The sequence below is a fragment of the Faecalibacterium sp. PGM34 genome, assembly GCF_054456555.1.
The window spans coordinates 757,145-782,115 of sequence record NZ_CM136898.1 but is presented as its reverse complement, the minus strand read 5'-3'; the positions used below and the strand labels follow the sequence as shown (position 1 = coordinate 782,115).

The following is a 24,971-nucleotide window of genomic DNA, read 5'->3' as shown; positions in this document are numbered from 1 at the left end:
AGCCCGCGGGCTTTTCCTCGTCCCTTTTTTATCTAAATCAGGCGGCCTTATTCTCGCCCTTGGAAAGCAGCTTTGCACGCTCCAGTGCAGGGCGCAGTGCCAGATACAGCACCACGGCGCAGGCAGTGGAAGCCACACTATTCACAAAGGTCACGCCGCCGGCGATCTTGGTCAGCGCCTGTGCCACGGTGTAGTCCTGACCAAAGATGTACACGTTGCGGAAGTAGCCAAGGAAGGGGTCGGTGAACACGTTCAGCAACAGGCCGGAACCCGCAGAAACGATCACCTTGACCAGATACCCGGCGCTGTGACGATCCTGATCCCGCAGCTTGAACACCTTATGTGCCACGGCACCGCAGGTGATGCCGATGATGAACTTGAGCACGAAGGTGGTAATGGCGTAGCCCGGGTCACCGGCAAGGATATCTGCCAGTGCCAGACCGATGGCACCCGCCAGACCGCCGGACACGCCGTCCAGCAGCAGCGCCGTCAGGGCGGTAAAGGTGTTGCCCAGATGGAACGAGGAGCCGCCGTAGAACGGGATGCGGAAGAACAGGTAGGCCACTAAGCTCAGCGCAGCCATCACGCCGGTAAGCGCCAGCTCGTGCACCGTAAAGCGGCGCTTGTACAGCACACTGAAAAACAGGATCAGGATGACGACGACTGCCAGCAGCAGCCACATTGCAGTAGTAGACATGATACTTTCCCTCCAATCACGCCGATAACCCCACAAAACTACTTGACATTTGGGTGTCCGGCGGGTATGCTCCTATTATACGCAGAACTGACCCTATGAAAATACCCAGAATAAAGTTTTTTTATGGGGTCAGTTTGACAAAATGCCCAGATGGGAGGGACATTCTATGGTACATCTGACCACGGCACTGGACCCGGCCTCGGCGGTGCCGCTGTACGAGCAGCTCTACCGCAGCCTTGCCGCCGAGATGCGGGCAGGCACTCTGACGGCGGGCACCCGGATGCCCGGCAAGCGGCGGCTGGCGGCAGAGCTGTCGGTCTCGGTGAACACGGTGGACACCGCCTACCAGATGCTGGCGGCAGAGGGCTACCTGACCGCCCGGGAGCGCAGCGGCTTCACGGTGCAGGAGTATCTTGCCCTGCCGCAGGGGGTGCAGCCGCCCGCCGCGCCCTCTGCGCCGGCGGCAGCGCCCCCCGCCGCTGCTGCCCCGCCGGTGCAGTTCGACCTGTCCACCCGGGGCGTGGACCCGGGGCTGTTCCCCTTCCGCACATGGGCGCGGCTGCAAAAGGAACTGCTCTACTCCGCGCCGGAGCTGCTCACCCCCGGGGATGCCCGGGGCGATGCCGCCCTGCGGCAGGCGCTGGCAGGGTATCTGGCCGAGTACCGGGGCGTGCAGTGCGACCCGGAGCAGCTGGTGGTGGGTGCAGGGCTGGAATATCTGCTGGGGCTGCTGGCACCGCTGCTGCCCGGCCCTGCTGCCGTGGAGACCCCCGGCTACCCCCGCGCCCGGCAGGTACTGGAAAACAACGGCGTGCCCTGCCGCTGCCTGCCGGTGGACGCGGACGGGCTGTCGCTGACGGCTCTTTCTGCCAGCGATGCGGCGGTGTGCTACGTTACCCCCAGCCACCAGTTCCCCACCGGGGTCACCATGCCCGCCGGACGCCGGGCCGAGCTGCTGCACTGGGCAGCCCGCGCCCCGGGGCGGCGGTACATCATAGAGGACGACTACGACTCCGAGTTCCGCTTTGATACCCGCCCGCTGCCCAGTTTGCAGGGCATGGCGGGCGCAGACGGCCCGGTGGTGTACCTGTCCACCTGCTCCCGCAGCCTTGCCCCGGGCATCCGCATTGCCTATATGGTGCTGCCCCGGCAGCTGCTGGGCGCGTGGCAGGAAAAATACCGGCTCTATTCCGGCACGGTGGGGCGGTTTGAGCAGCAGACGCTGGCGCGCTTTATCACCGGGGGGTATTTTACCCGGCACTTAGCGCGGGAGCGCACCGCCTACAAAGCCCGCCGGGATGCACTGGCGGCGGCGCTGCGCGCCTCCTTTGCGCCGGAGGAGCTGACCCTTGCGGGGCTGCACACCGGCCTGCACCTGTTGGCACAGCTGAAAGACCCGCCGCCGGACGCTGCCCTGCGGGCAGCTGCCCGGCAGTACGGGGTGCGCTGTTCCCTGCTGAGCGACTACGACCTGACCGGCACGGCGCACTCTGCCGCCGGGACGCTGGTGCTGGGTTACGGCTCGCTGCCGGACGCGGACTGCCCCGCCGCCGGGGAGAGGTTGAAAAAGCTCTGCACCGCCGCCCGGGAGGCATCAGACACCGTATAATGCCCGCCCGACCAGTCCCCGGGCAGGGCGTCGGCGGTGATATCCACCGGCTCGGCGCTGGTGGCTAAAAATTCCAGCGTGCGCTCCAGTGTAGCAAGGTCCACGGCGGTCAGGCTGGTCAGCAGACTGCTGCTCACCTCCCGCAGACCCTGCGGCAGGGTGGTGGGCAGCAGCTCCAGTGCCTGCCGGAAAAAGGCATCCCACACCGCCGCCCGGGCGGCGGCGCTGCGCCGGGGCGAAAGAGCAGTGTCGGCATCCAGCGCCGCCAAAAAGCTGTGGGCGTCGGCGGCAGAGATGCCCTGCACCCCGGTGCCTTTGCCGTACCGCGCCAGCTGCTCCGGGGTGAGCGCCCCGGTAAAGCCCACCCGCACTGCGCCGTACCGCGCCGCCAGCTTTGTCAGCACTGCCGGGGCGATGGCAAGATAGTCGGTATCCTCCGGCAGGGCGAACACCTCGCCCAGTGCCTCCCGGCAGCGGGCGGGACCTGCGGCGGCGTAGCAGTCCGCAAGGGGGACAGTTTTGCCCCCAAAGGGCACTTCCAGCGCGGCGGGCACCGCCAGCAGATGAATGCAGTTCTGCCCGGCGTTCAGGTAGGCCAGCACAAAGCCCGGGGTCTCGTCTGCCACGCACAGCAGCACGGTGCACCGGTCGGCAGCCTTGGGCAGACGGATGGGCACCCCGCTCTGGCTTTTTGCAGCCTGCCGCAGGCTGCTGCGCAGCTGGGCGCGGCTGAGCAGCACTGTGCCGCCCACCAGCGGCAGCAGCACCAGCAGGGCGGCGCACAGCGCCGCCCAGAAGGGACGCCAGCCGCTGCGTTTTGCGTGTTTCATGGCTCTGCCTCCTTTTTGTGCATAAAGCATGACCCAACGGGCGACCCTTTATGCAGAAAGGCAGGGATGCTGCATGGATAAAACAAATACCCCCAACGAAAAAGACCACGAGGAGCAGGAGGATTTCTGGCTGACGCTGGAACCCCTTCCCGTCCCCGATCCCGAAAAGCCCTCCGCACCGCATGAGGAGTAATGGCGCTGCATAGGATACGGTAAAGGGGGGGGGATGAGATGCCAGAACGGTTCATGCGGGGAATCGAGGCTTTGAACGGCATCGTGTGGGGGCCGGTAGGGCTGGGGCTGCTCTTCGGCACCGGGCTGCTGCTGACGGTGCGCACCGGGGGCTTTCAGCTGCGGCGGTGGGGCTACTGGATGCGGCACACCCTTGGTGCGATCCTGACCGACCAGAGCGTCACCGCCCATACCGCCCGCGAGGAACAGGCCATCAGCCAGTTCCAAAGCCTGTGCACCGCGCTGGCTTCCACCATTGGCACCGGCAACCTTGTGGGGGTGGCCACCGCCATCCTTTCCGGCGGGGCGGGCGCGGTGTTCTGGATGTGGGTCATGGCGCTGCTGGGCATGATGACCAGCTACGCGGAGAACGTGCTGGGCATCTACTACCGCCGCAAAGACCCGGCGGGCGGCTGGCGCGGCGGGCCAATGTACTACCTGCGGGACGGCCTTGGCGGCAAGCCGGGGCGGGTGCTGGCGGTGCTGTTTGCTGCGTTTTGTGCGCTGGCAAGCTTTGGCATCGGCAACCTGAGCCAGCTCAATTCCATCGCGGGCAATCTGCGGGCGGCTTTCGATGTGCCGGAAGCTGCCACCGGCGCGGTGCTGGCGGCAGTGTCGGCGGTGATTTTGCTGGGCGGGCTCAAGCGGGTGGCTGCTGTGGCGGAAAGGCTTGTCCCGGCCATGGCGCTGCTGTACATCGTGGGTGCGCTCACCGTGGTGGGGGTGCACATCACCGCCGTCCCGGCGGCGCTTGCCGCTATCGTGAAGGGGGCATTCGGGCTGCGTGCCGCCGGTGGGGGCATCGTAGGCTATGGGCTGTCCCGGGCGGTCACTTGGGGCTTCAAGCGGGGCGCTTTTTCCAACGAAGCGGGGCTTGGCTCCTCAGTGATGGTGCACGCGGCTTCCAACGTAAAAGAGCCGGTACAGCAGGGCATGTGGGGCATTTTTGAAGTGTTTGCGGACACCATGGTGGTGTGCACCCTGACGGCGCTGGTGGTGCTGACCTCCGGCTTTGTGGATCTGGACACTGGGCGCATCGCCGCCGGGTCGGCGGGCAGTGCGCTGGTAGGGCAGGCCTTTGACGCCGTTTTCGGCACGCTGGGGTCAAAGCTCATTGCGGTGTGTGTGCTGCTGTTCGCCTACTCCACCACCCTTGGCTGGAGCTGCTACGGCTGCAAGGCCGTGGAATATCTCTTCGGCGCGGGAGCAGGGGCATTTTACCGGGTGCTGTTCGTGGCGCTGATGCCGGTGGGCGCGGTGATGCGGCTGGACCTTGCATGGATGCTTTCCGACACCTTCAACGGCCTGATGATGCTGCCGAACCTCATCGGCGTAATAGCGCTGTCCGGTACGGTGGTGCGCATCACCCAGAACTACCTTGCCCGCAAGCTGCACGGCATCCCCGCGCCGCCGCTGTTGTCGGCGAGTGAGACGATTTAGAATGGCTTCCGCTGCGCTCTAGCCATATTCAGCGGAAAAATTATTTATAATTTCGCAAATCTGGAAAATCTGCGGATTTTCCAGATTTGCCTTTTCACGGGCGGGGTTTGGAACGAACTCCCTCAGTCAAAACCTGACGGTTTTGACAGCTCCCTCTGGGAGGGAGCCTTTGGCATGACGGGAAAGTTTCCGGCTCAAGCACAAAGTTTGTGGGCGTGCCTGCTCCCCCTTGGGGGAGCTGTCGCGCAGCGACTGAGGGGCTTTGAATCGGCGGAGCCGGAAAAAACGGTTAAAAGATCTTCACGCCGAACAGGCGTGAATCTTCAGTTTTTTCCGGTGTAGCCCACCCCTTTGGGGTTAAAAGGGGCGAGCAGCCCCTTTTTCGTGGCTCCAGCGCGTCGAAATCGCTGGCACTTTTCTGGTTCTCTTTTGGTGTCAAAAGAGAACATCCCTCGGCTAGCAGAATCTTTCCCTGCGGAGCGCACACTCTCAATCGTCAGCCCCGCCCCTTGTCCCGGGGCAGGGTTTGTGCTATGCTAAGGGGCACAAGCGATTTTTTGCGCTGAGAGGAGGAACCCCATGGCCGCCGTAAAAACACGGAATACCGCTGCCCTTATGACCGAGGGCAGCATTGTAAAAAGCCTGCTGCTGTTTGCCCTGCCGCTGATCTTCGGCAATCTGCTGCAGCAGATGTACAACACCGCCGACAGTATCATCGTGGGCAATTTTGTGGGCAGCAACGCCCTTGCCGCCGTGGGCTCCAGCGGGTCACCCATCTACCTGCTCATCGGCTTCAGTCAGGGGCTTGCCGTGGGTGCGGGGGTGGTGGTGTCGCAGTATCTGGGCGCGGGCGACCACAAGGAGACCCGCGAGGCGGTGCATACCGCCCTTGCCATTGCGGTGGTCATGGGGCTTTTGCTGACGGTGGGCGGCGTTGCCTGCGGGCGCGCTTTGCTGGTGGCCATGAACACCCCCGCCGAGGTGCTGGCGGACGCTGTGACCTATATCCGCATCTACTTCGGCGGGGTGCTGTTCAGCGTGGTGTATAATATGACCGCCGGCATCCTGAACGCCGCCGGAAACTCCCGGCGCTCGCTGGTGTATCTGGCATGGGCGTCGGTGACCAACATCGTGCTGGACCTTGTGTTCATCGTAGGGCTGCGGATGGGGGTAGCGGGCGCTGCCATCGCCACCGATTTGAGCCAGCTGGTGTCCTGTGTGCTGAGCCTGCGCTTTCTGATGAAAAGCGAGGACGCCTGCCGGGTGGAACTTTCCGCCATCCGGCTGCACCGCAAAATGGCAGGCCGCATCATCCGGGTGGGTCTGCCCACCGGCATCCAGAACATGGTCATCTCCTTTTCCAACGTGCTGGTGCAGGCCAGCGTGAACAGCTACGGAGCCGCCGCCATGGCGGGCTTTGCGGCCTACATGAAGATCGACGGCTTCAACATTCTGCCCGTCAGCAGCATCAGCATGGCTGCCACCACCTTTGTGGGGCAGAACTACGGCGCAGGGCGTCTGGACCGGGTAAAGCGCTCGGTGTGGGTCACCCTTGCCATCGGGGTCCTCTACACCCTTTGCACCGGCGCGGCGCTATTGGCCGGACAGGACGCCATTCTGCACCTGTTCACCGCCGACGAGGCCGTGGTCACCTACGGCAAGCTGGCCATGCGGTGGTTCTGCCCGTTCTACTTCCTGCTCAGCATCCTGCACGGCCTTGCCGGTGCCGTGCGCGGCACGGGTGCCAGCATCCCGCCCATGGTGGTGCTGCTGGTCTCGCTGTGCCTGTTCCGGGTAGTGTGGATCCAGTTTCTGCTGCCCTTCTTCTCCGGCATCGAGGGCGTGTTCATCCTCTACCCCGTCAGCTGGGGGCTGGGCGCAGTGCTCATGATCCTGTATGCGTGGAAGGGTAAATGGATGGAGTATCATACATAACCATTTTTATAAACAACGACCCGCCGCACTGAAGGAGGTGCGGCGGGTCGTTGTTTTTCAGGTACTCCTGTCGGGGCAGCTTACCATGCAAAGCCCACGGAGTCCATGTCGATCTTCTTTTCCATCAGCCCCAGACGGCTCTCGATAAAGTTGACAGCCATATCCGGCCACTGGGCGATCTGGGTGTAGTAGTCCACATAGCCCTTGGTGCCAGTGCCCAAGCCCACACCGTGGGGCGCATCGGGTGCCAGATAGAAGCTGAAATCCTTGAAGGTATTCGCGCACTCCGGCAGAGAGGGCAGCATCATCGCACTCAGGCCATCTTTCTGACCCACAACACCAAAGACCGGGGGCAGGTTGGGGTTCTTCGTGAAGTCCAGACCAGTGACGAACAGGCCGTAGATGGGAATCGCCACGTTCAGGTCGGCACTCTCATAGTCCACAGCATCGCAGACGTAGCTGGGGTAGACCTTATCCGGGGTATTCGTAGTGCCGAACTGGTCGGCCACCACCTGCATCACATTCATGCCGCCGGCAGAGAAGCCCACAGCGATCATGATATCGGTCTTGCCGATGTGTTTTTCAGAGGCGTTGTGGCGGATGTAGCGGATAGCGCGTGCCAGATCCAGCCGCTGATCCACAGCGGCGTAGGGTTTGACGCGGCGCTGCAGCACAAAGGCGTTGTAGCCGTTCTTGTTGAAGAACTCGGCCACAGGGTAGCCTTCCACCACGTTGTTGCGGTGGGTGCTGCCGCCGCCTGCAATAATGATCACGTTGCCCTTCACCTTGCCCTGATCTCGCAGCAGGTACGGGTTCAGGAAGGGACGGAAGCCCTCGTTATCGTAGCAATTTTCCCAGTTAGTGGGCAGCGGAGATTCCACGGCCATCTGATCTCCCCAAATTTCCCAAACGGTGCTCTTGGGGTCCTTGATCTGGCGCAGCGCCTTGCGGGCATTGGTCAGAGCAACACACATCTCGTAGTGAGAAGCATTGATGCCGGGCGCAGGTGCACCGTCCACCTTCTCGTACTGAGCACGGGACAGCTTGTGGAACAGCACATAGAACTTGTCAAAATCACCCCGGAAAGCAGCCGGATAAAAGGCCACCTCGCGGGAGAGACGGAGTTCCTCTGCCACCATGGCCTGCACCTCAGCATCGGTGTGCACGCCAGCGTTTTCAGCAAAGGATGCGGGCGCCATGCCAGCCACTGCGCCCATGGTCACGGCAGAAGCGGCGGAAAGCTTCATAAAGTCTCTTCTGTTCATCATCATTTCTCCTTTTAAATGCAGACGGCACATTTGTGCAGAACAAAGCCGCCCGAAACTGTACAGCAAACGCCCTGCTGCCGGGTCCGATAGACATTCCAGTTGTATCATGCCATCGAAATCTGCACAAATCGTACCACAATATAACGAACTTGTAAATAGATTTTGTTGTTTTTGTGCGAAATTGATATATTAGTATGTCAGTTCTTGTGAAAATCAACAAGCATGAGAATGGGCACAAAAAAGGACTGCCATGCACCTGCACGGCAGTCCTTTTGTATCTTATTACAGCTTTTCAAACACCAGAAAGCGGAAGGCGATGGTGGTGGTCAGCTGCGGCAGAGCCGCAAGGCGGGCGGCACCGTCGCGGGGTGTTTTCCAGTAGTAGGGGGTCATGGCGAACAGCGCTTCCAGCTGGGCGGCGGGCACGGTGATGGTGCCCTGCACCTCACGCTCGTCGATGGCGCAAAAGCCCGGGTACTCCACCTGCTGCACCGGGTTTTTGTAGGGCTTTTCGTAGAGCACAGCCTTCATCTGGTACAGATGCTCTGCCCCCGGCACAACGTAGATCATGCGCCCGCCCGGGCGCAGCACCCGGCTGAACTCCTCCTGCGCAAAAGGTGAAAAGCAGTTCAGCAGCACATCTGCCCAGCCGGTGCGCACCGGCTGGCTGAAGCTGGACGCCACCGCGTACTGCGCAGTGGGCAGCGCCTTTGCGGCCAAGCGCACGGCGGGCTTTGCGATATCGAACCCGGCCAGCTGCAGCGGCTTTTCTGCCGCCGTGAACTGCTGCGCGATGCAGCGGTCATACCAGCCCTCGCCGCAGCCTGCGTCCAGCAGGTGCAGCGGGGCGTCCTTCGCGGCGGGCACACCGTGGGCAAGGCACAGCTCCCCCAGCGCCTGCCCGAAGATGCCGTAGTATCCGGCGTTCAGGAAGGCGCGGCGGGCGGCTACCATCTCCTTGCTGTCCCCGGGGGCTTTGGTGCGCATACTCTGCACCGGCAAAAGATGCCAGTAGCCCTCCCGGGCGCGGTCAAAGCAGTGGCCTTTTTCACATTTCAGGTCATTCTCCCCTTGCAGCGCACCGCCGCACAGGGGGCACTGCCACGGGGTAAAGGCTTCGTTCCGGCTCATACTTCTTCGCTGTGATCCTCAATGGGTGCAGTGGCACCGCCGTGGGCGTCCATATACTCCTCAAAGCTGGTGTACTTCTGCTGGGGCGGACGGCGGCTGATGAGCATCAGCCCCGGGTCCTCGTCCCGGGCAGCGGCATTGCGGCCGCGGCGGGCAGGCTCGGCCTTGGGAGCGCGGGGTGCGCTGCCGGTGCGGTTCTGGTTCCCGGCATTGCCGCGCTCGCTGTGGGCAGGGCGGGCGTTATTGCTCTGGGCAGCGAGGCGGGCATTGCGCTGTTCACCCCGGTCGCTGCGGTCGTTGCGGCGGCTGCCGCTGCGGTTTGCGTTCTGGTTGTTCTGGGGCTCCTGTGCGCTGCGGATGGCAGGTGCTGCCGGGGCGGCAGGGGTCTTGCGTGCCGGGCGCAGCGGGGTAGCCTCCGGGGCGCTGACAAAATGGGGGTCAAACTTGGGCTGGGCGTTGCTGCCCCGGACGGGGGCGGCATTTTCGCGGCGGGCGCGGGGCGCTGCCGCTTCCTTGGGGGCGCTTGCGCCCCGGTTGTTGGCGCGGCGGTCGTTGCGGGGGCCGCGCTTTGCGTTGCTGTCTTGCATCAGTGTTTCCTCTTTTTTCGGTTTTGCAGGCACCGCGTTCTTTGCAGCCTTCGGCTCCTGCTTCGGCGCGGGCGCAGCTGCCTTTGCAGCCTTTGCGGGCGCAGTTTCGGCCTGTTTTTTCGGCGCTTCGGCCGGTTTTTCTGCTTCGAGGCGGGGCTTTTTGCCGCGCACAGGCAGCACCGGGCGCACCGGGGCGGGCACGCCGTCCCACGGATGACCGGACACCACCGGGATCTTGCGGCGGTTCAGCTTTTCGATGCCTGCCAGATACTCCTGCTCCTCCGGGGCGCAGAAGCTGACGGCGGTGCCGTCCGCACCGGCGCGGGCGGTACGCCCGATGCGGTGCACGTAGGTCTCCGGCACCTCGGGCAGGTCGTAGTTGAACACATGGGAAAGCTCGCTGATATCAATGCCGCGGGCGGCGATATCGGTGGCCACCAGCACCCGGGTCTTGCCGGACTTGAAATCCTCCAGCGCGGTCACGCGGGCAGTCTGGCTCTTGTTGCCGTGGATGGCGGCGGCGGGGATGCCCTGCTTTGTCAGGTCCTTTGCGATCTTATCCGCGCCGTGCTTGGTGCGGCTGAACACCAGCGCGTTGACCACCGGCGGCTGCAAATTTTTGATGAGCCACGGCAGCAAAAGCTTTTTGTTGCCCTTTTCCACATAGTAAAGGCTCTGCTGGATGCGGTCCACGGTGCTGGACACCGGGTCCACCTTGACAAAGGCGGGGTCATGCAGGATGCCGGCAGCCAGCTGCTCGATCTCAGTGGGCATGGTGGCGCTGAACATCAGGTTCTGGCGCTGGGCGGGCAGCTTTGCAATGACCTTTTTCACGTCATGGACAAAGCCCATGTCCAGCATCCGGTCGGCCTCGTCCAGCACAAAAATCTCCAAAGCGGACAGGTCGATAAAGCCCTGCCCGATCAAATCGTTCAGCCGTCCCGGGCAGGCGATGAGGATGTCCACGCCCTTTTTCAGCGCTTCCACCTGCGGTGCCTGTCCCACGCCGCCAAAGATGACGGTGCTGCGCAGCTTCAGGTACTTGCCGTAGGCTTCAAAGCTTTCGCCGATCTGCAAAGCCAGCTCCCGGGTGGGGGTCAGGATCAGCGCACGGATGGTACCCTTGCGGCGGGGCGCATTGGCGGTGAGCCGGTCCAGCATGGGCAGCGCAAAAGCCGCCGTCTTGCCGGTGCCGGTCTGGGCGCAGCCCATCAGATCCCGGCCTGCCAGCACCGGCGGGATGGCCGCCGCCTGAATGGGCGAGGGAGTCTCGTAGCCCGCTTCCTGCACAGCACGCAGCAGCGGGGCGGACAGATTCAGTTCTTTAAATGTCATGGTTCTCCTATTATTCTGTGATCTTCCGGCACTCGATGTAATAGCGCTTTTCCTCCGCGTGTCCCATGCTGAAGGTCTTGCGGGGCAGCACGCCGCCCATCACAACGCCGCGGAACAGGTCGCTCTTGGCGAAGGGCGGCATCAAAAACGCCACTGCGCCCTGCTTGCACAGCGCACGCACAGCCGGCTCGTCATGCACATAGTCCACCTTTGCCTCCGGGTGGCGCTCGATATAATCCGAAATAAAATCATCGATGGTGCCCACGGTCAGCGGCTCGGTGGGGTCCTCAAAGCTGAGCACATTGGCCATGTGGGGGCCTGCCAGCGTAAAGGGCTGCTTTTTGCTGCCGCCAAAGCAGCAGCCTGCCATATTGGCATCGCTCCATGTGATCAGGCTCAGCAGCACGGTGGCGCAGTCCACGTTGAACAGTACCCGGTGGATGGGCTCGATCTCGATGGCCGGGGAGTGCACGTTGCACACCTCTGCCAGACACCAGCGGGCGGGGTGATTTTCTGCCTGCTCCGGGGTCAGGGTCTTTTTCAGCTCCTCCCAGCAGGCCTTTGCGGTAGCCAGCGAGTGGTTGCCGTCGCCCACCGCCAGCGTCAGCGGATCGCGGCGGGTGGCATCGGGGTATTTCTTGTCAAATTCTTCCTGACTGCCCAGCACGGTCAGTGCGTTTTCGATCTGCGCGATGAGGGCGGGGTCCTCCACCGCCCAGCCTGCCACATGACCGCCGCCCAGCATCAGCTCGCCCTCGTACACCTTGGGCAGGCTGTCCTTGTGGGCGGCAATGGGCTCGATGAGGGTGCAGTCCGGGTCATCCGCCAGCATCATGATGTGGGGCGTTTCCAGCGCAGCGCCGGTGCGCACCTTCATGCGGGGCGGGATGCGGCTTTCCACGGTGCACTCGCTGGGACGCACGGTGCATTTTTCGCCACGGCGGTAGCTGTAAGCCTCCAGGTCCACACGCCCCACAAGACCCTGCCGCACCCGGCCGCTCTGCTCGGTGCGTTCTACATAGATAAAGCCGTCCACCGCCCGGGTGAGCACGTTCTGGGCATAATCCTGCATGGTTTCGTGGATCTTTTCCACCCGTGCGTCGGCGTCTCCGTCCTCCAGATACACCTCCGGCAGGATCAGGTTCAGGGTGCTGGGCGCACCGGCAGCAGTCTCTTCTGCCCGCTGCCAGTAGCTGCGGTCGCTGGTAAACTGGTCACAGGCAATGCAGCCCCACTGTTCCAGCGGCACCTGCTCCGAAGGCAGCAGGATGTGTGCGGGTGCAAAACAGGTAGTCGGTTTCATAATGGTTTCCTCCCCTCTCTAAAAGCCGCTTTTCAGCGGAATGCTGCGGTGTCGTGCACCACAACGTGCTGCACACCGGCGTTGGCAGCGGCCTGCTCCAGCGCAGCGCGGCTGTCCGCATCCAGTGCGGTGCTGCTGGTGACCAGCAGATTTTCCATACCAAGGGACACGCCGGTGGTGCCAAGGGCATCGGTGGCGGCGGTGCAAAGTGCGTCCGGGTAGCTGACCCACAGGGTCACGCTGCCCGCAAAACGGGTCTGCCATGCGGCGATATCGGCCGTCAGCTGGGCGGCGCGTCCCTCCCGGCTCTTGCCGCCGGAAGCGCCGAAGTCCTGCTTGCGGGTGATGATGTTGGGGAACTGCACCCCGGTAAGCACCACCTGCTCGTAGCCCATGCCCTGCACCTCTTCAATGAGGTCGCCGACATACTGCACCGCGCTTGCGGCAAAGGGGTTCATCCACGCCTTGCCGCCCTTGGCTGCGCTGACATTGTCCAGCCAAAGGCTGTTGCCGTCGTAGTGCACGCCCATGCTGCGGTCGGTGTACACCGACACCGGGTCGGTAAAGGCGGCAAGCTGTGCCGCCGGGATGATGCCCTCCTCCCGCAGGATGGCGGCGATGCTTGCCGCATCCACCGGGCTTTCGGTGATGCTCTGGGCGGCATTTGCCACCCCGGAAGCGTAGTACACCGTGCCAGCGGCGTCCTTCAGGGTGACAAGGGCGTAGTCTGCGCCCTGCTGCTTCAGCTGCCGGGCGGCGGCGCGGATGGCGGCTTCATCGGTCAGGGCTGTCACGTCCAGCTCTGCCCAGCTGCCGCCGGTGATGTCCTTGCCGTCCAGCGGCTTTTCCTCTTCCGGCTCCGGCTCAGACGCTGCCTGCGAAGCGGCGGCGCTGCTTGCCGCCGCAGAGGAAGCGGCTGCCTCGGCGCGGGAAGCGCTTTCGGCCTCGAGGTCCCGGTCCTTGACCACGGTATACCATGTGTGGGTGGCCCAATCCAGCACATGGGGTGCGGCAAACCATGCTGCTGCCAGCACTGCCACTACCAGCACCGCAATGCCGATGCCGCGCTTGACGCGCATTTCCCGGCTGTAAAAGCTGCGGTGATAATGCTTGACCTTCTGACGTTTATACTTAGCCATGGTATCCTTTCCTCCCTGTCTGCATCACAGGATAACGGAATGTCCGGTAAAGCCATAGATCGCCAGCGCCAGCACGCCGATATACACCAGCGTGATGGGCAGGCCGCGGAATGCTTTGGGGATGGCTTTGCTGCGCAGGCGGTGGCGCGCCTCGGTGACCAGCAGCACCGCCAGCACATAGCCGATGCCGCTGCCAAGGCCAAAGCCAAGGCTCTGACCAAGGGTAAAGGTCTGGGTGCGCTCCACCAGCACCGTGCCCAGCACGCCGCTGTTCAGCGCGGCCAGCGGCACGATGCGCAGCAGCTGGCTGCGGCGGGGCAGGCTGCGCAGCAGCCACAGCACCAGATGCTCTGCCAGACACACCACGGCGATGCTGGCGATATACACCAGCGGGCGCAGCTGTGCGCGGTTATCCAGCGGGGCAATGAACCACCGCCCTGCAAAGAAAGCCGCCGGTGCCACCAGCACCTGCGTGATGCACAGCATCATGCCGAACAAAGCGCTGCTGGTGCGGTCGTCCCCCACCAGCTGCACCATGCGGGACACGCCCAGTGCACGGGTAAAGACAGCGTTCTGTGCAAAAATAGCCAGCAGTGCGTAGCTGAAAAACACTGCCGAGCTGCTTACAACTTCCTTCACGGTTCGCGGTTCGCCTCCTTCTGGTAGTGCACGGTCAGGGTATCCCGCGCTTCCTTTTTCAGATATTCCTTGCGCTTTGCAGCCGCAGCGCGCCAGATGGCGCACAGGATGCCCAGCACGATAAAGCCGCCCGCCGGCATCTTAGCCAGCGGCAGCAGCGCCCAGCGTCCCACCGGGGCACCGAACACGGTGCCAAGGCTGAGCCACTCGCGCACGATGCCCACCACGAGCAGCAGCAGCGCATAACCCACGGTGATGCGCACGCCCTTGGAAACGGCCTTGTGCACCGTCTCCTGCACGCGGCCGAAGCGGTAGGTCAGAAGCGGCTCCACCACCAGCATGGGCAGGTAGATGCCAAGGTTCAAAAGACCCGTGCCGAACACGAGGTTCAAAATGGGGTACGCCGCCAAGTACACCACAGCGGCGCTGGCTGCGTACAGAATCGCACGGGGCAGCAGCTTTTTTTGCAGCTGCTCCGGGGTAGGCTCCTCGTCCCGCAGGGGCACAAGGCGGCTGAGCAGGCAGGCCAGCACGCGGGAGGGCACCAGCAGCAGCGCCACCGCCGCCGCCAGCATCAGGCCGTTCTGGCCGGTGGTGGCCACGACCACCAGCGGTGCCAGACCCATGCCCTGCATGACCACCGGGTTATTCAGGAACACGCGGTCATGATGGGCAAACTTTTCGGGGTCCTGCAAAATCAGTTCCGCAGTACGCTTTTTCATTCCGCAGCCTCCTTTCGTTCGGATGGCAGACGGTGCAGCAGACGGTACAGCCGCTCCTCGGTGCGGTCAATAAGCGCAGACACGCTGTTGACCGCCAGCAGCGCAAAGCAGACGCCGGTCTCGTACACGCCGAAATAGCGGAAGCCCATGGTGGCTGCGCCCACCAGTGCGCCGTACAGGATGCGCCCGAGCCGGTGGTGGGCGCAGGTGTAGGGCTCGTTGAGCAGGAACACCGCACAGAACAGCACCGCACCAGTGTGCAGCTCGTCCCGGACGCCCTGCAGGCGGGGCAGCAGGCTGCTGAAGAGGGTGCTGTCTGCCAGACCTACCTGCCGCGGGAAGAAGAAGGCGATGAGCCCGCAGGTGACCAGAAAGCTTACGGATGCGGCGATATGCACGTCCTTTTGGGTCCACAGCACAAGGCCGCAGGCCAGAATGACCAGCGCTGCGCCGGTGCCCATGGGGGCGGCAAACTCGCCCAGCACAACGGCGAGGGCGTTCAGGTTCAGGATGCCGCCGCTGCGCAGGGTATCCTCGATGGTGCTGCTTACCGGCACGGCAGAGGCATTCCACAGGGGCAGCGGCGTGTAGGGCTGCGGATAGCGCACCACCTGCTCCGGCCACGATACCGCCGCCACGGCGTAGCCCACGGCAGCGGGGTTGAAGGGATAGCTGCCGTAGCCGCCAAAGACCTCCTTGCCGATGAGGACACCCGCCAGCACCGCCACCACCAGCACATAGATGTCCACGGTGGCGGGCATGAGCAGGGCGATGATCAGGCTGAAACTTTCGTTGGAGAGATCTTTGTTTGTGTACTCCCGATGGCGCAGCAGCGCCACCAGACGGTCGCACAGGTTGCCGGTAAGCAGGGCGACGCCGCACAGCAGCAGCGGGCGCGCGCCGTAGAAATAGCAGGCCATGCACAGCAGCGGCACACACAGCCAGAAAACATGCTTATAGTACCGGCCGGTCTTTTGCAGCTGCCGCTCCTGCTCCTGGATCAAAGCTTCATCCATATACAGGCCTCCTTACAGGCTGGCCAGCGCGCCCACAGCCGCAGCGGGGTCGGCAGCGCCAAACACGGCGCTGCCTGCCACCAGCACGTCGGCACCGGCTTCCACGCACAGGGGTGCGGTGGCGGCGTCCACGCCGCCGTCCACCTCCAGCAGGTAGGAAAGGCCGCGTGCTTCCCGCTCCGCCTTGAGCCAGCGCAGCTTGTCCAGCGCCGAGGGCATGAACTTCTGCCCGCCGAAGCCGGGCTCCACGCTCATCACCAGCACCAGATCCAGCTGCTCCAGCCACGGTGCCAGCGCATCGGCCGGGGTGCCGGGCTTGATGGTCAGACCCACCTTGCAGCCCAGCGCACGCACGGCATCAATGGTGGCCTGAATATCATCTTCGCACTCCAGATGGAAATTATACAGGGTCGCACCGGCCTTGATGAAAGGCTCGGCGTATTGCAGCGGGTGGCTGATCATCAGATGCACGTCATAAAAGGCATCCGGCAGCGCCTTGTGCAGGCTTTTGAGCACCGGCACGCCAAAGCTGATGTTGGGCACAAAATGCCCGTCCATCACGTCATAGTGCAGCATCTGCGCACCGGCGTCCAGCACCATGCGGCAGTCTGCACCCAGCTTGCCAAAATCAGCAGAAAGAATCGAAGGACTTACGATGGCCATAATATTTCATTACGCTCCGTTATTTTTAGCAATTTTTATCCCATGCGTTGCGCATTTTGCGGGCTTTTCCCGCCCGGAAAACACGCGGGCATGGTTATTTTTTAGTTTACATGAAAACGGCCAAAAAATCAAACCCGCAGCCGTTTTTTTCACTGAAAAGTCGTAAATGGCGCAAAAAGTCCATAAGGCGGGCTCGCCCTCTCAGTCACCTTCGGTGACAGCTCTCCCAAAGGGAGAGCCAAGAGCACACCCAGAAGCTTCCTCATTATGCCTAATACTTTAGCAACGAACGTAACGGCTTGGCTCTCCCTTTGAGGAAAGACTTCCCCCGCTCCGGGGGAAAATGTCACCGTAGGTGACAAAAGGGGGAATCTGGCGCGGGAGCGCCTGAGAGGGCGACAACGCCAAAGCAGCCAGACCGCCCGGGCGGGGCAGTCTGGCTGCGGGGTCTTATTCTACCGGCTTCATGCTGGCGGGGTCCTCTACTGCGCCGGGCTGACCGGCGGCGTCCGGCAGGCGCTTCATGCCGCCGGGATTAGGGGAACAGATGGGCAGGGTGAACACAAAGCGGCACCACTCGCCCTGCTGGCTCTCCACGCGGATCTGCCCGCCGGACAGATTGACCAGCACCTTGCAGATGTTCAGCCCAAGGCCGGAGCCGCGGGCGTGCAGGCCGCGGGAGCGGTCCTCCTTGTAGAACCGCTCGAACACATAGGGCAGCGCCTCCGGGCTGATGCCCTGCCCGGAGTTCCAGATGGAGATCTCGGCCTCGGGGCCAAGCTTTTCCACGCTGAAGCGGATGGTGCCGCCCGCCGGGGTGAACTTGATGGCGTTGTCCAGCAGATTATACGCCACCTGATGGATCAGGTCGGGGTCGGCGTAGACCAGCACTTTTTCGTCCATGGTCAGGCCTTCCAGCTCGATCATGCCGTCGTTGATGCGCTGCTCTGCGGCCAGCGCCACGCCGGTCAGGGTCTCCCAGATATTGAACATCCGGGCGTTCACCTGATACTCTCCGCTTTCCAGCTTGGAGAGATCCAGCATATTCTGGATGAGCCGTGCAAGACGGCCGGTCTCCTCGCTGACCAGCTGCAAATAGTGGTTCTGCATCTCGGGCGGGATGGTGCCATCCAGAATGCCGTCCACAAAGCCCTTGATGGTGGTCATGGGGGTGCGCAGCTCGTGGGCGATGTTGCCCATGAACTGACCCCGGGAGTTATCGTTGGACTGGATATTCTCCGCCATCTGGTTGAAGGTGCGGGCAAGGTCTGCCACCTCGCCGTCGCCCTCCACGCCCTCCACGCGGACGGAGAGGTCGCCGCCGCCAAAGCGCTGGGCGGCATCGGTCACTTTTTGCAGCGGGTCGGTGAGCTGACGCATCAACAGGCGGGTCAGCACACTGGCGCACAGCAGCATCACGCAGGCAGACAGGAGGAAGTTGGACCAGAACTGCTGCTTGAAATCGGTGAGCTGCGCACCGGAGGAGCACAAAAACAGCCAGCCGCTGAACAGGCTCTGGTCATCGATGGTCTCCACCGCCGCGATATAGCTTTTTTCGGTCAGGGCACCGCCCAAATCGCCGAAGGCGTGGTAGTGCCGGGCGTCCGGGTCTGCCACTGCGTTGGCGCGCTGGCAGATATCCAGCGGCACGGTGTCGGTGGTAAGCTTTGCCGGGTCGGAGGCAATGAGCACATTGCCCTGTCCGTCCGTGAAAAACAGATAGGCCTCGGCGCTCTCGCCGATGATCTCCAGCTTGGTGTTCAAAGCGTCCAGCTCTGCGCCCTGCGGCATGGTCTCGCTGTTTACCAGATATTCTGCGGTGCGCTTGGCAACGCTTACCACCTGATCCAGCGTTTCGTAGCGTTCCTTCGCAAAATAGCTTTTGAACAATACCCACTCCGAGCAGCCCATCAGCACGATGCCCAGCACCATCAGGGTGGACACCATGGAGAAAAAGGCTGTGGAGATACTTTTACGCATTACTGACGCACCTCGAACTTATAACCCACGCCCCAGACAGTTTTCAGCTCCCACTTATCGGAAGCACCGGCCAGCTTTTCGCGCAGGCGCTTGACGTGGACATCAATGGTGCGGCTGTCGCCGTAGTACTCAAAGCCCCACACCTCGTCCAGCAGCTGGTCGCGGGTGTACACGCGGTTGGGGTGGGAGGCCAGACAGTTCAGCAGCTCCAGCTCCTTGGGGGGAGCCTCCACCACCTTGCCCTTGACCCGCAGCTCGTAGCTGTTCATATCCAGACGCAGGTTGTCGAACTCAATGACGCCCTCGGTGCTCTCGGCGGCAGCGGAAGTAGTCTGGCAGCGGCGCAGCACCGCCTTGATGCGTGCCACCACCTCTTTTGCGTCAAAGGGCTTTACCATGTAATCGTCTGCGCCCAGCTCCAAGCCCAGCACCTTGTCAAAGGTCTCGCCCTTGGCGGTAAGCATCATCACGGGGGTGTTGCCCGCCTTGCGGATGCGGCGGCAGACCTCAAGGCCGTCCATGCGGGGCATCATCACGTCCAGCAGCACCATGTCCGGCTTGACCGCGTTGAACTTTTCCAGTCCTTCTTCGCCATCGTTTGCCACCGTGACCTGATAGCCCTCCTTGGTCAGGTACAGCCGCAGCAGCTCGCAGATGTTGGCGTCGTCGTCCACCACAAGGATCTTTTCGTTTGCCATAAGTGTTTTCCTCCCCTTTTATGCAGGTTTTTGCTGTATCTTCAGCCCTTCCGGGCGTTTTGACAGGCTCTTTCCTTTCTATTATACGGGACAGTTATGACAAAATAAAGAAGGAAGTGTAGTTTTTTTCACATTTCTGCCTGCGCAGCCGCTCTATCGGCAAGAAATGTTCACGCCGCAGTCCTTAAAATTCGATTTCTTGCCGATAAACCATCCTGGATTATTTCAGGATTCCTTATTCAAGATAGCCCCGCCCCCTTGCGCTGGCGGGGTTCATCGCGTATAATGATAGATGTATCGTTATGCCAAAAAACGTGTAAGGAGCGTATTTTATATGAAGTTAGGTATCGTCGGCCTGCCCAACGTGGGCAAGTCCACTCTGTTCAACGCCATCACCTCCACCAAAAACGCGGAGGCTGCAAACTATCCCTTCTGCACCATCGAGCCGAACTCCGGCATCGTGGCTGTGCCGGACAAGCGGCTGGATAAGCTGGCCGAGATCTGGCAGACCAACAAAAAGACCCCCGCCATCGTGGAGTTTGTGGACATTGCAGGTCTGGTAAAGGGTGCAAGTCAGGGCGCCGGCCTTGGCAACAAGTTCCTTGGCCATATCCGCGAGTGCGATGCCATCGTGCATGTGGTGCGCTGCTTTGACGATGACAACATCATCCATGTGGTGGAGGATGTGACCAAGGCTGAGGCTGTGGACCCCATTGCCGACATTGAGGCCATCGACTACGAGCTGATCCTCTCCGACCTTGAGGTGGTGCAGAACCGCGCAGGCCGCATGGCAAAGGCTGCCAAGAGCGGCAACAATAAGGGCGCTGCCGCCGAGGCCGCATGGCTGCAAAAGCTTGCCGACCACCTGAGCACCGGCAAGCCCGCCCGCAGCTTCGATTTTGACCCCGCCGACACCGAGCAGCAGACCGTGCTGCACGAGATGGGTCTGCTGAGCGCAAAGCCGGTGCTGTACGCCTGCAACGTGGGTGAGGACGACCTGATGGAGGGCATCGAGAACAACAAGTACGTCCCGCTGGTGGCTGCCCGCGCCAAGGAGGAGGGCGCCCGCTACATTCCCATCTGCGCCAAGACCGAGGAGGACATTGCGGATTACAGCCCCGAGGAGAAGAAGGCGTTTCTGGCTGAGATGGGCATCGAAGCCAGCGGTCTGGACAACCTCATCACCGCCAGCTACGATCTGCTGGGTCTGATTTCCTTCCTGACCGACGGCAAGAAGGAGTGCCGCGCATGGACCATCCGCAAGGGCACCAAGGCTCCGCAGGCTGCCGGTAAGATCCACAGTGACTTCGAGCGCGGCTTCATCCGTGCCAGCGTCATCGGCTACAACGATCTGGAAGCCAACAACTTCGACTACGCCGCCGTCAAGGCCAAGGGCCTGCAGCGCACCGAGGGCAAGGAGTATGTTGTGCACGATGGCGATGTCATCGAGTTCCTGTTTAATGTTTAAAGAAATTCGCCCTCTCAGGCGCTCCCGCGCCAGCTCTCCCAAAGGGAGAGCCAAGCCGTCAACCTCGATGCTAAAGCATTAGGTACAAAAAGGACGCTTTCGGCAGTGCTCTTGCCTCTCTCTTTGAGGAAAGACTTCCCCCGCTCCGGGGGAAGATGTCGCGCAGCGACAAAAGGGGGAGTGTGGCATCGCGCAGCGATGACGGAGAGGGCGAGGCCGCCGAAAAAAGCATACTCACTATAAAAGGAGTCCACCATGATCTTGGGTATTATGGGCGCTATGCCCGATGAAGTAGACCAGCTGTGTGCAAAGCTGGAAAATGTCACCGTTGAGCCCTACGGCGGCGTGGAGTACCACAAGGGTACGCTGGCCGGCAAGCAGGTGGTGGTGTGCTGCGCCGGTATGGGCAAGGCCAACGCCGCCGCTACCACGCAGGTGCTCATCACCAAGTTCGGCGCGGAGAAGATCATCTTCTCCGGCATTGCGGGCAACATGACCAGCAAGATCGGCATCGGCGATGTGGTCATCGGCAAAACGGTGCTGTACCACGACGCCCAGCTGGATATGATCTGCCAGAACCCGCCGTTCCTGAAGGAGTACACCGGCGACCCGGAACTGATCGCCGCCGCCGAAGCCGCCTGCGCCGAAGCCGGGGTAAAGGCACTGGTGGGCAAGATCGCCACCGGCGATTTGTTCGTGGGCGACAGCGAAACGAAAGCCGCCATTGAAGCCAAGTGCGCCCCGGACTGCGTGGAGATGGAGGGCGCCGCAGTAAGTCAGATCGCCGCCAAGAACGGCGTGCCCTGCGTCATCCTGCGCGCCATGAGCGACAACGCCGACGAGGACGGCCACGAGGTACTGGTGGTGAAGAAGTTCAGCATCAGCGAGTATGTCGCCACCGCCACCAAGATCGTGGCAGCGATGGTGGAAAAGCTGTAAGCTTCCTGAAACAACAACAGCCAGACCGGCAGTGCCGGTCTGGCTGTTTTGCGTTTATAGTCAGTTTTTGGTCAGGTCTTTGGTATACAGGGCGCGGGTGGCGTTGAGCACAGCAATGACCATCACGCCCACGTCCGCAAAGATGGCTGCCCACATTCCGGCAATACCCAGTGCACCCAGCAGCAGGCACAGCGCCTTGATGCCCAGCGCGAACACGATGTTCTGGTGCACGATGCGCAGGGTGCGGCGGGCGATGCGCATAGCCAGCGCAATTTTGGCGGGGTCATCATCCATCAGCACCACGTCTGCCGCCTCGATGGCGGCGTCCGATCCCAGCGCACCCATGGCGATGCCCACGTCTGCGCGGGACAGCACCGGCGCGTCGTTGATGCCGTCACCCACAAAGGCAAGGTTTTCTTTGGGCTGCTTTGCGGCAAGCAGCTTTTCGATCTGGTCTACCTTGTCGCCGGGCAAAAGACCGGCGTGGTACTCGTCCAGACCCAGCTGCTGCGCCACCGCCTGTGCCACCGGCTGTGCATCGCCGGTCAGCATGACTGTCTTGCGCACGCCGGAGGCCTTCAAAGCGCGGATGGCATCGGCGCTGTGGGGCTTTACCACGTCCGCGATGAGCAGATAGCCCGCGTAGCTGCCCTCTACGGCAACGTGCACGATAGTGCCCACGCCCTCCACGGCGGGCACGGCGATGCCCAGCTTTTCCATCAGGCGGGCGTTACCGGCGGCAACGGTCTTGCCGTCCACCTTCGCGGTCACGCCATGGCCGCCCAGCTCCTGCACGTCCGTGACCCGGGCGGCATCGATGGGCTTACCGTAGGCAGCTTTGATGCTCAGAGAGATGGGGTGCTTCGACCAGCTTTCCGCCAGCGCAGCGGCTTCCACCAGTGCGGCGTCGGTCACGCCCTCGGCGGGGTGGATGCCGGTCACTTTAAAGGTGCCCTGCGTCAGGGTGCCGGTCTTATCGAACACCACAACGCCGGTGCTTGCCAGCTCTTCCAGATAGGTAGAGCCCTTGATGAGGATGCCGCAGGAGGAAGCACCGCCGATGCCGCCGAAAAAGCTCAGCGGGATGGAGATGACCAGCGCACAGGGGCAGCTGATGACAAGGAAGGTCAAAGCGCGGTAGACCCAATCGCCAAAGCGGGCGGGCTGTCCCATAAGCAGCAGCACCACCGGCGGCAGGAAAGCCAGCGCCAGTGCGCCGTAACAGACAGCCGGGGTGTACACCCGGGCAAAGCGGGTGATAAAGTTTTCTGCCCGCGCCTTTTTCATGCTGGAATTTTCCACCAGATCGAGAATTTTAGAGACGGTGGATTCGCCAAATTCCTTGGTGGTGCGCACCTTCAGCAGGCCGGTCATGTTCACGCAGCCGCTGATAACCTCGTCCCCGGCGTTCACGTCCCGGGGCAGGCTTTCGCCGGTCAGGGCGGCGGTGTTCAGGGCAGAAGCGCCCTCCACGATGACGCCGTCAATGGGCACCCGCTCGCCGGGCTGCACCACGATGACGGTGCCCACCTCGACCTCATCCGGGTCCACCTGTTCCAGCTTGCCGTCCTCGCCCTCGATGTTGGCGTAGTCCGGGCGGATATCCATCAGGCTGGCAATGCTCTGGCGGCTCTTGCCCACGGCGACGCTCTGGAACAACTCGCCGATCTGGTAAAAGATGATAACGGCACAGCCCTCTACATAGTCGCCCAGCGCAAACGCACCCACGGTGGCTACCGCCATCAGGAAGCACTCGTCAAAGGGCTGGCGGTTCTTGATGCCCTTCAGCGCCTTGCGCAGCACGTCCCAGCCCACCACAAGGTAGGGGATGCAGTAGAGCGCCAGCTCCACCGGCATGGGCAAAGGGGGCAAAAGCTTGAGCACGATCACCAGCGCCACGGCGATCAGGATGCGCTCAAGGGTCTTTTTTTGTTTCTTGTTCATAAGCAACGCTCCTCAGTTTGCGGTGCAGCGGATGAAAAACGGGTGGTTTTCCACAAGTTTTTCGGCAAAAAAATGGTTATTCCACAGTTTTACCCGCGTTTTCCACACAGTTTTCCGGCAAAAAAGCGCTTTTCCACGCTTCTTTTTCGGTTTTTCCGCAAAGGCTGTTGAAAACCCGGTGGAAATTGTTGAAAAGTGGTGGATTTTTCCACAGAAAAACTCCCCCAGTCAGCACCGACCGGGAGAGCTTTGCCGTACATCAGATATCAAAGATCTCGCAGTCGTCCTCTACCTTCTTGCAGGCAGACAGCACATTCTCCATGGTGGCGTGGGGGTCGGCACCCTCGGCGAACTCCACCTTCATCTTCTGGGTCATAAAGCTGACGGTCGCCTTTTCCACACCAGAAACGGTGTTGGCGGCATCCTCCATCTTCTGGGCGCAGTTGGCGCAGTCCACTTCGATTTTGTAGGTCTTTTTCATAATAAGTACCAGCCTTTCTTTTCTGCGGGCGTGTGCCCGGTCATTCTTCGATATGATCCATCCCCATGGAGAGGATGCTGCGCACATGGTCATCGTCCAGTGCGTAGAAAACAGTTTTGCCCTCCCGCCGGAAGCGCACAAGCTTGGAGTCCTTGAGCACCCGCAGCTGGTGGCTGACGGCAGACTGGCTCAGCTGCACGGCGTCCGCGATATCCTGCACGCAAAGTTCGCTGTCGTGTAAGGCGTACAGAATTTTGATGCGGGTGGAATCGCCGAACACGCGGAACAGGTCTGCCAGTTCGTACAGCACCTCATCATCCGGCATCTCTACCGGCTGCTTTTCCTTTTCCGGCGCGGTCTGTTCAAGCCCGGTCATGCTGTCCTCCCCTTTCGTTTCGATATATGAGCATCTGTTCATGTGTTCATGATAACACGCAGACAGCCCCCTGTCAAGCAAAATCCGCAAAGTTTTTTACATTGCCGCAAAATTGCTGAAAATCGCCGTAAAACGCAAAAAAGATGCAAATTTAATTTGCAAGCAGGGTGCGGGGTTTACCTCCTCAGTCGCCTGCGGCGACAGCTCCCTCTGGGAGGGAGCCTTTGGCATGGCGGGAAGGTTTCTTGTTGCGTTTGATACTTTAAAACAGGGCTGACGGCGTGCGCCCTCTCCGTCTTTGCTTCGCAAATCCACCTCTCCCAAAGGGAGAGGCAAGAGCACTGCCGGAAGCGTCCTCATTATGCTTAAAGCTTTAGTAACGGGCTTTAAATCTTGGCTCTCCCCCTTTGAGGAAAGACTTCCCCCGCTCCGGGGGAAGATGTCACCGTAGGTGACAAAAGGGGGAATCTGGCGCGGGAGCGCCTGAGAGGGCGAACAAGGCTAACGGGTGCTGCCCCTCATCCGGCGCTGCGCGCCACC

At 61.9% G+C, this 24,971-nt stretch carries 21 protein-coding genes; 5 read left to right on the top strand and 16 right to left on the bottom strand.

What is annotated here, in order from left to right:
* Nucleotides 1-37: 37 nt before the first annotated feature.
* On the bottom strand, nucleotides 38-697 hold the full coding sequence (locus tag ACXPUX_RS03725) for an ECF transporter S component (protein ID WP_458830131.1): 660 nt from the start codon (nucleotides 695-697) through the stop codon (nucleotides 38-40).
* 166 nt (nucleotides 698-863) lie between these two features.
* Between ACXPUX_RS03725 and pdxR the strand changes: the two genes are divergently transcribed.
* Nucleotides 864-2,306 (top strand): MocR-like pyridoxine biosynthesis transcription factor PdxR, encoded by a 1,443-nt coding sequence (pdxR, locus tag ACXPUX_RS03720; protein WP_458830130.1) that lies wholly within the window; start codon nucleotides 864-866, stop codon nucleotides 2,304-2,306.
* On the opposite strand, the gene ACXPUX_RS03715 is transcribed toward pdxR, so the two are convergent.
* Nucleotides 2,213-3,136 carry a hypothetical protein gene (locus ACXPUX_RS03715; protein ID WP_458830128.1) on the bottom strand — a complete coding sequence of 308 codons (924 nt, stop codon included), beginning with the start codon at nucleotides 3,134-3,136 and terminating at the stop codon, nucleotides 2,213-2,215. The genes pdxR and ACXPUX_RS03715 overlap by 94 nt on opposite strands.
* Before the next feature lie 231 nt (nucleotides 3,137-3,367).
* Between ACXPUX_RS03715 and ACXPUX_RS03710 the strand changes: the two genes are divergently transcribed.
* The gene (locus ACXPUX_RS03710) at nucleotides 3,368-4,807 is read left to right on the top strand and encodes an alanine/glycine:cation symporter family protein (RefSeq protein ID WP_458830126.1); all 1,440 of its coding nucleotides are present in this window, start codon (nucleotides 3,368-3,370) and stop codon (nucleotides 4,805-4,807) included.
* A gap of 579 nt (nucleotides 4,808-5,386) precedes the next feature.
* Nucleotides 5,387-6,742 (top strand): MATE family efflux transporter, encoded by a 1,356-nt coding sequence (locus ACXPUX_RS03705; protein ID WP_458830124.1) that lies wholly within the window; start codon nucleotides 5,387-5,389, stop codon nucleotides 6,740-6,742.
* Nucleotides 6,743-6,822: 80 nt separating this feature from the next.
* Here ACXPUX_RS03705 and ACXPUX_RS03700 read toward each other — a convergent pair whose 3' ends face one another.
* The 11 genes from ACXPUX_RS03700 to ACXPUX_RS03650 form a co-directional block, all read right to left on the bottom strand.
* A complete protein-coding gene (locus ACXPUX_RS03700; protein ID WP_458830122.1) occupies nucleotides 6,823-8,007 on the bottom strand; it encodes an alpha/beta hydrolase in 1,185 nt (394 codons plus the stop codon).
* Between the two features lie 285 nt (nucleotides 8,008-8,292).
* Entirely contained in the window at nucleotides 8,293-9,141 is an 849-nt protein-coding gene (locus ACXPUX_RS03695; protein ID WP_458830120.1) for a putative RNA methyltransferase, read from the bottom strand.
* The gene (locus tag ACXPUX_RS03690) at nucleotides 9,138-11,063 is read right to left on the bottom strand and encodes a DEAD/DEAH box helicase (RefSeq protein WP_458830119.1); all 1,926 of its coding nucleotides are present in this window, start codon (nucleotides 11,061-11,063) and stop codon (nucleotides 9,138-9,140) included. The genes ACXPUX_RS03695 and ACXPUX_RS03690 overlap by 4 nt, the downstream gene beginning before the upstream one ends.
* A 10-nt stretch (nucleotides 11,064-11,073) precedes the next feature.
* Nucleotides 11,074-12,366 (bottom strand): DUF1015 domain-containing protein, encoded by a 1,293-nt coding sequence (locus ACXPUX_RS03685; RefSeq protein WP_458830118.1) that lies wholly within the window; start codon nucleotides 12,364-12,366, stop codon nucleotides 11,074-11,076.
* A 32-nt stretch (nucleotides 12,367-12,398) separates the two neighbouring features.
* Entirely contained in the window at nucleotides 12,399-13,505 is a 1,107-nt protein-coding gene (locus ACXPUX_RS03680) for a putative glycoside hydrolase (protein WP_458830117.1), read from the bottom strand.
* 24 nt (nucleotides 13,506-13,529) lie between these two features.
* On the bottom strand, nucleotides 13,530-14,144 hold the full coding sequence (locus ACXPUX_RS03675; RefSeq protein ID WP_458830116.1) for an electron transport complex protein RnfA: 615 nt from the start codon (nucleotides 14,142-14,144) through the stop codon (nucleotides 13,530-13,532).
* Nucleotides 14,141-14,866 (bottom strand): Rnf-Nqr domain containing protein, encoded by a 726-nt coding sequence (locus tag ACXPUX_RS03670; RefSeq protein WP_458830115.1) that lies wholly within the window; start codon nucleotides 14,864-14,866, stop codon nucleotides 14,141-14,143. The genes ACXPUX_RS03675 and ACXPUX_RS03670 overlap by 4 nt, the downstream gene beginning before the upstream one ends.
* Complete coding sequence (locus tag ACXPUX_RS03665; RefSeq protein WP_458830114.1) at nucleotides 14,863-15,882, bottom strand: RnfABCDGE type electron transport complex subunit D; 1,020 nt, start codon at nucleotides 15,880-15,882, stop codon at nucleotides 14,863-14,865. The genes ACXPUX_RS03670 and ACXPUX_RS03665 overlap by 4 nt, the downstream gene beginning before the upstream one ends.
* Nucleotides 15,883-15,894: 12 nt before the next feature.
* Nucleotides 15,895-16,545 (bottom strand): ribulose-phosphate 3-epimerase, encoded by a 651-nt coding sequence (rpe, locus tag ACXPUX_RS03660; RefSeq protein ID WP_458830112.1) that lies wholly within the window; start codon nucleotides 16,543-16,545, stop codon nucleotides 15,895-15,897.
* 450 nt (nucleotides 16,546-16,995) lie between these two features.
* A complete protein-coding gene (locus tag ACXPUX_RS03655) occupies nucleotides 16,996-18,525 on the bottom strand; it encodes an ATP-binding protein (RefSeq protein ID WP_458830110.1) in 1,530 nt (509 codons plus the stop codon).
* Complete coding sequence (locus ACXPUX_RS03650; RefSeq protein ID WP_005921458.1) at nucleotides 18,525-19,223, bottom strand: response regulator transcription factor; 699 nt, start codon at nucleotides 19,221-19,223, stop codon at nucleotides 18,525-18,527. Before ACXPUX_RS03650 ends, ACXPUX_RS03655 begins: the two co-directional genes overlap by 1 nt.
* A 334-nt stretch (nucleotides 19,224-19,557) precedes the next feature.
* On the opposite strand from ACXPUX_RS03650, the gene ychF reads away from it, so the two are divergent.
* Nucleotides 19,558-20,691, top strand: coding sequence for a redox-regulated ATPase YchF (ychF, locus tag ACXPUX_RS03645; protein ID WP_458830108.1), 1,134 nt, complete (start codon nucleotides 19,558-19,560; stop codon nucleotides 20,689-20,691).
* Nucleotides 20,692-20,946: 255 nt separating this feature from the next.
* Complete coding sequence (locus ACXPUX_RS03640) at nucleotides 20,947-21,630, top strand: 5'-methylthioadenosine/adenosylhomocysteine nucleosidase (protein ID WP_097779347.1); 684 nt, start codon at nucleotides 20,947-20,949, stop codon at nucleotides 21,628-21,630.
* Between the two features lie 60 nt (nucleotides 21,631-21,690).
* Here ACXPUX_RS03640 and ACXPUX_RS03635 read toward each other — a convergent pair whose 3' ends face one another.
* The 3 genes from ACXPUX_RS03635 to ACXPUX_RS03625 all read right to left on the bottom strand — a co-directional run bounded on the left by ACXPUX_RS03635 (nucleotide 21,691) and on the right by ACXPUX_RS03625 (nucleotide 24,431).
* Entirely contained in the window at nucleotides 21,691-23,574 is a 1,884-nt protein-coding gene (locus ACXPUX_RS03635; protein WP_458830105.1) for a heavy metal translocating P-type ATPase, read from the bottom strand.
* A 259-nt stretch (nucleotides 23,575-23,833) separates the two neighbouring features.
* The gene (locus ACXPUX_RS03630; RefSeq protein WP_055186604.1) at nucleotides 23,834-24,055 is read right to left on the bottom strand and encodes a cation transporter; all 222 of its coding nucleotides are present in this window, start codon (nucleotides 24,053-24,055) and stop codon (nucleotides 23,834-23,836) included.
* 40 nt (nucleotides 24,056-24,095) lie between these two features.
* Nucleotides 24,096-24,431, bottom strand: a complete 336-nt coding sequence (locus ACXPUX_RS03625; protein ID WP_055186601.1) for an ArsR/SmtB family transcription factor — start codon at nucleotides 24,429-24,431, stop codon at nucleotides 24,096-24,098.
* Between the last annotated feature and the right edge of the window lie 540 nt (nucleotides 24,432-24,971).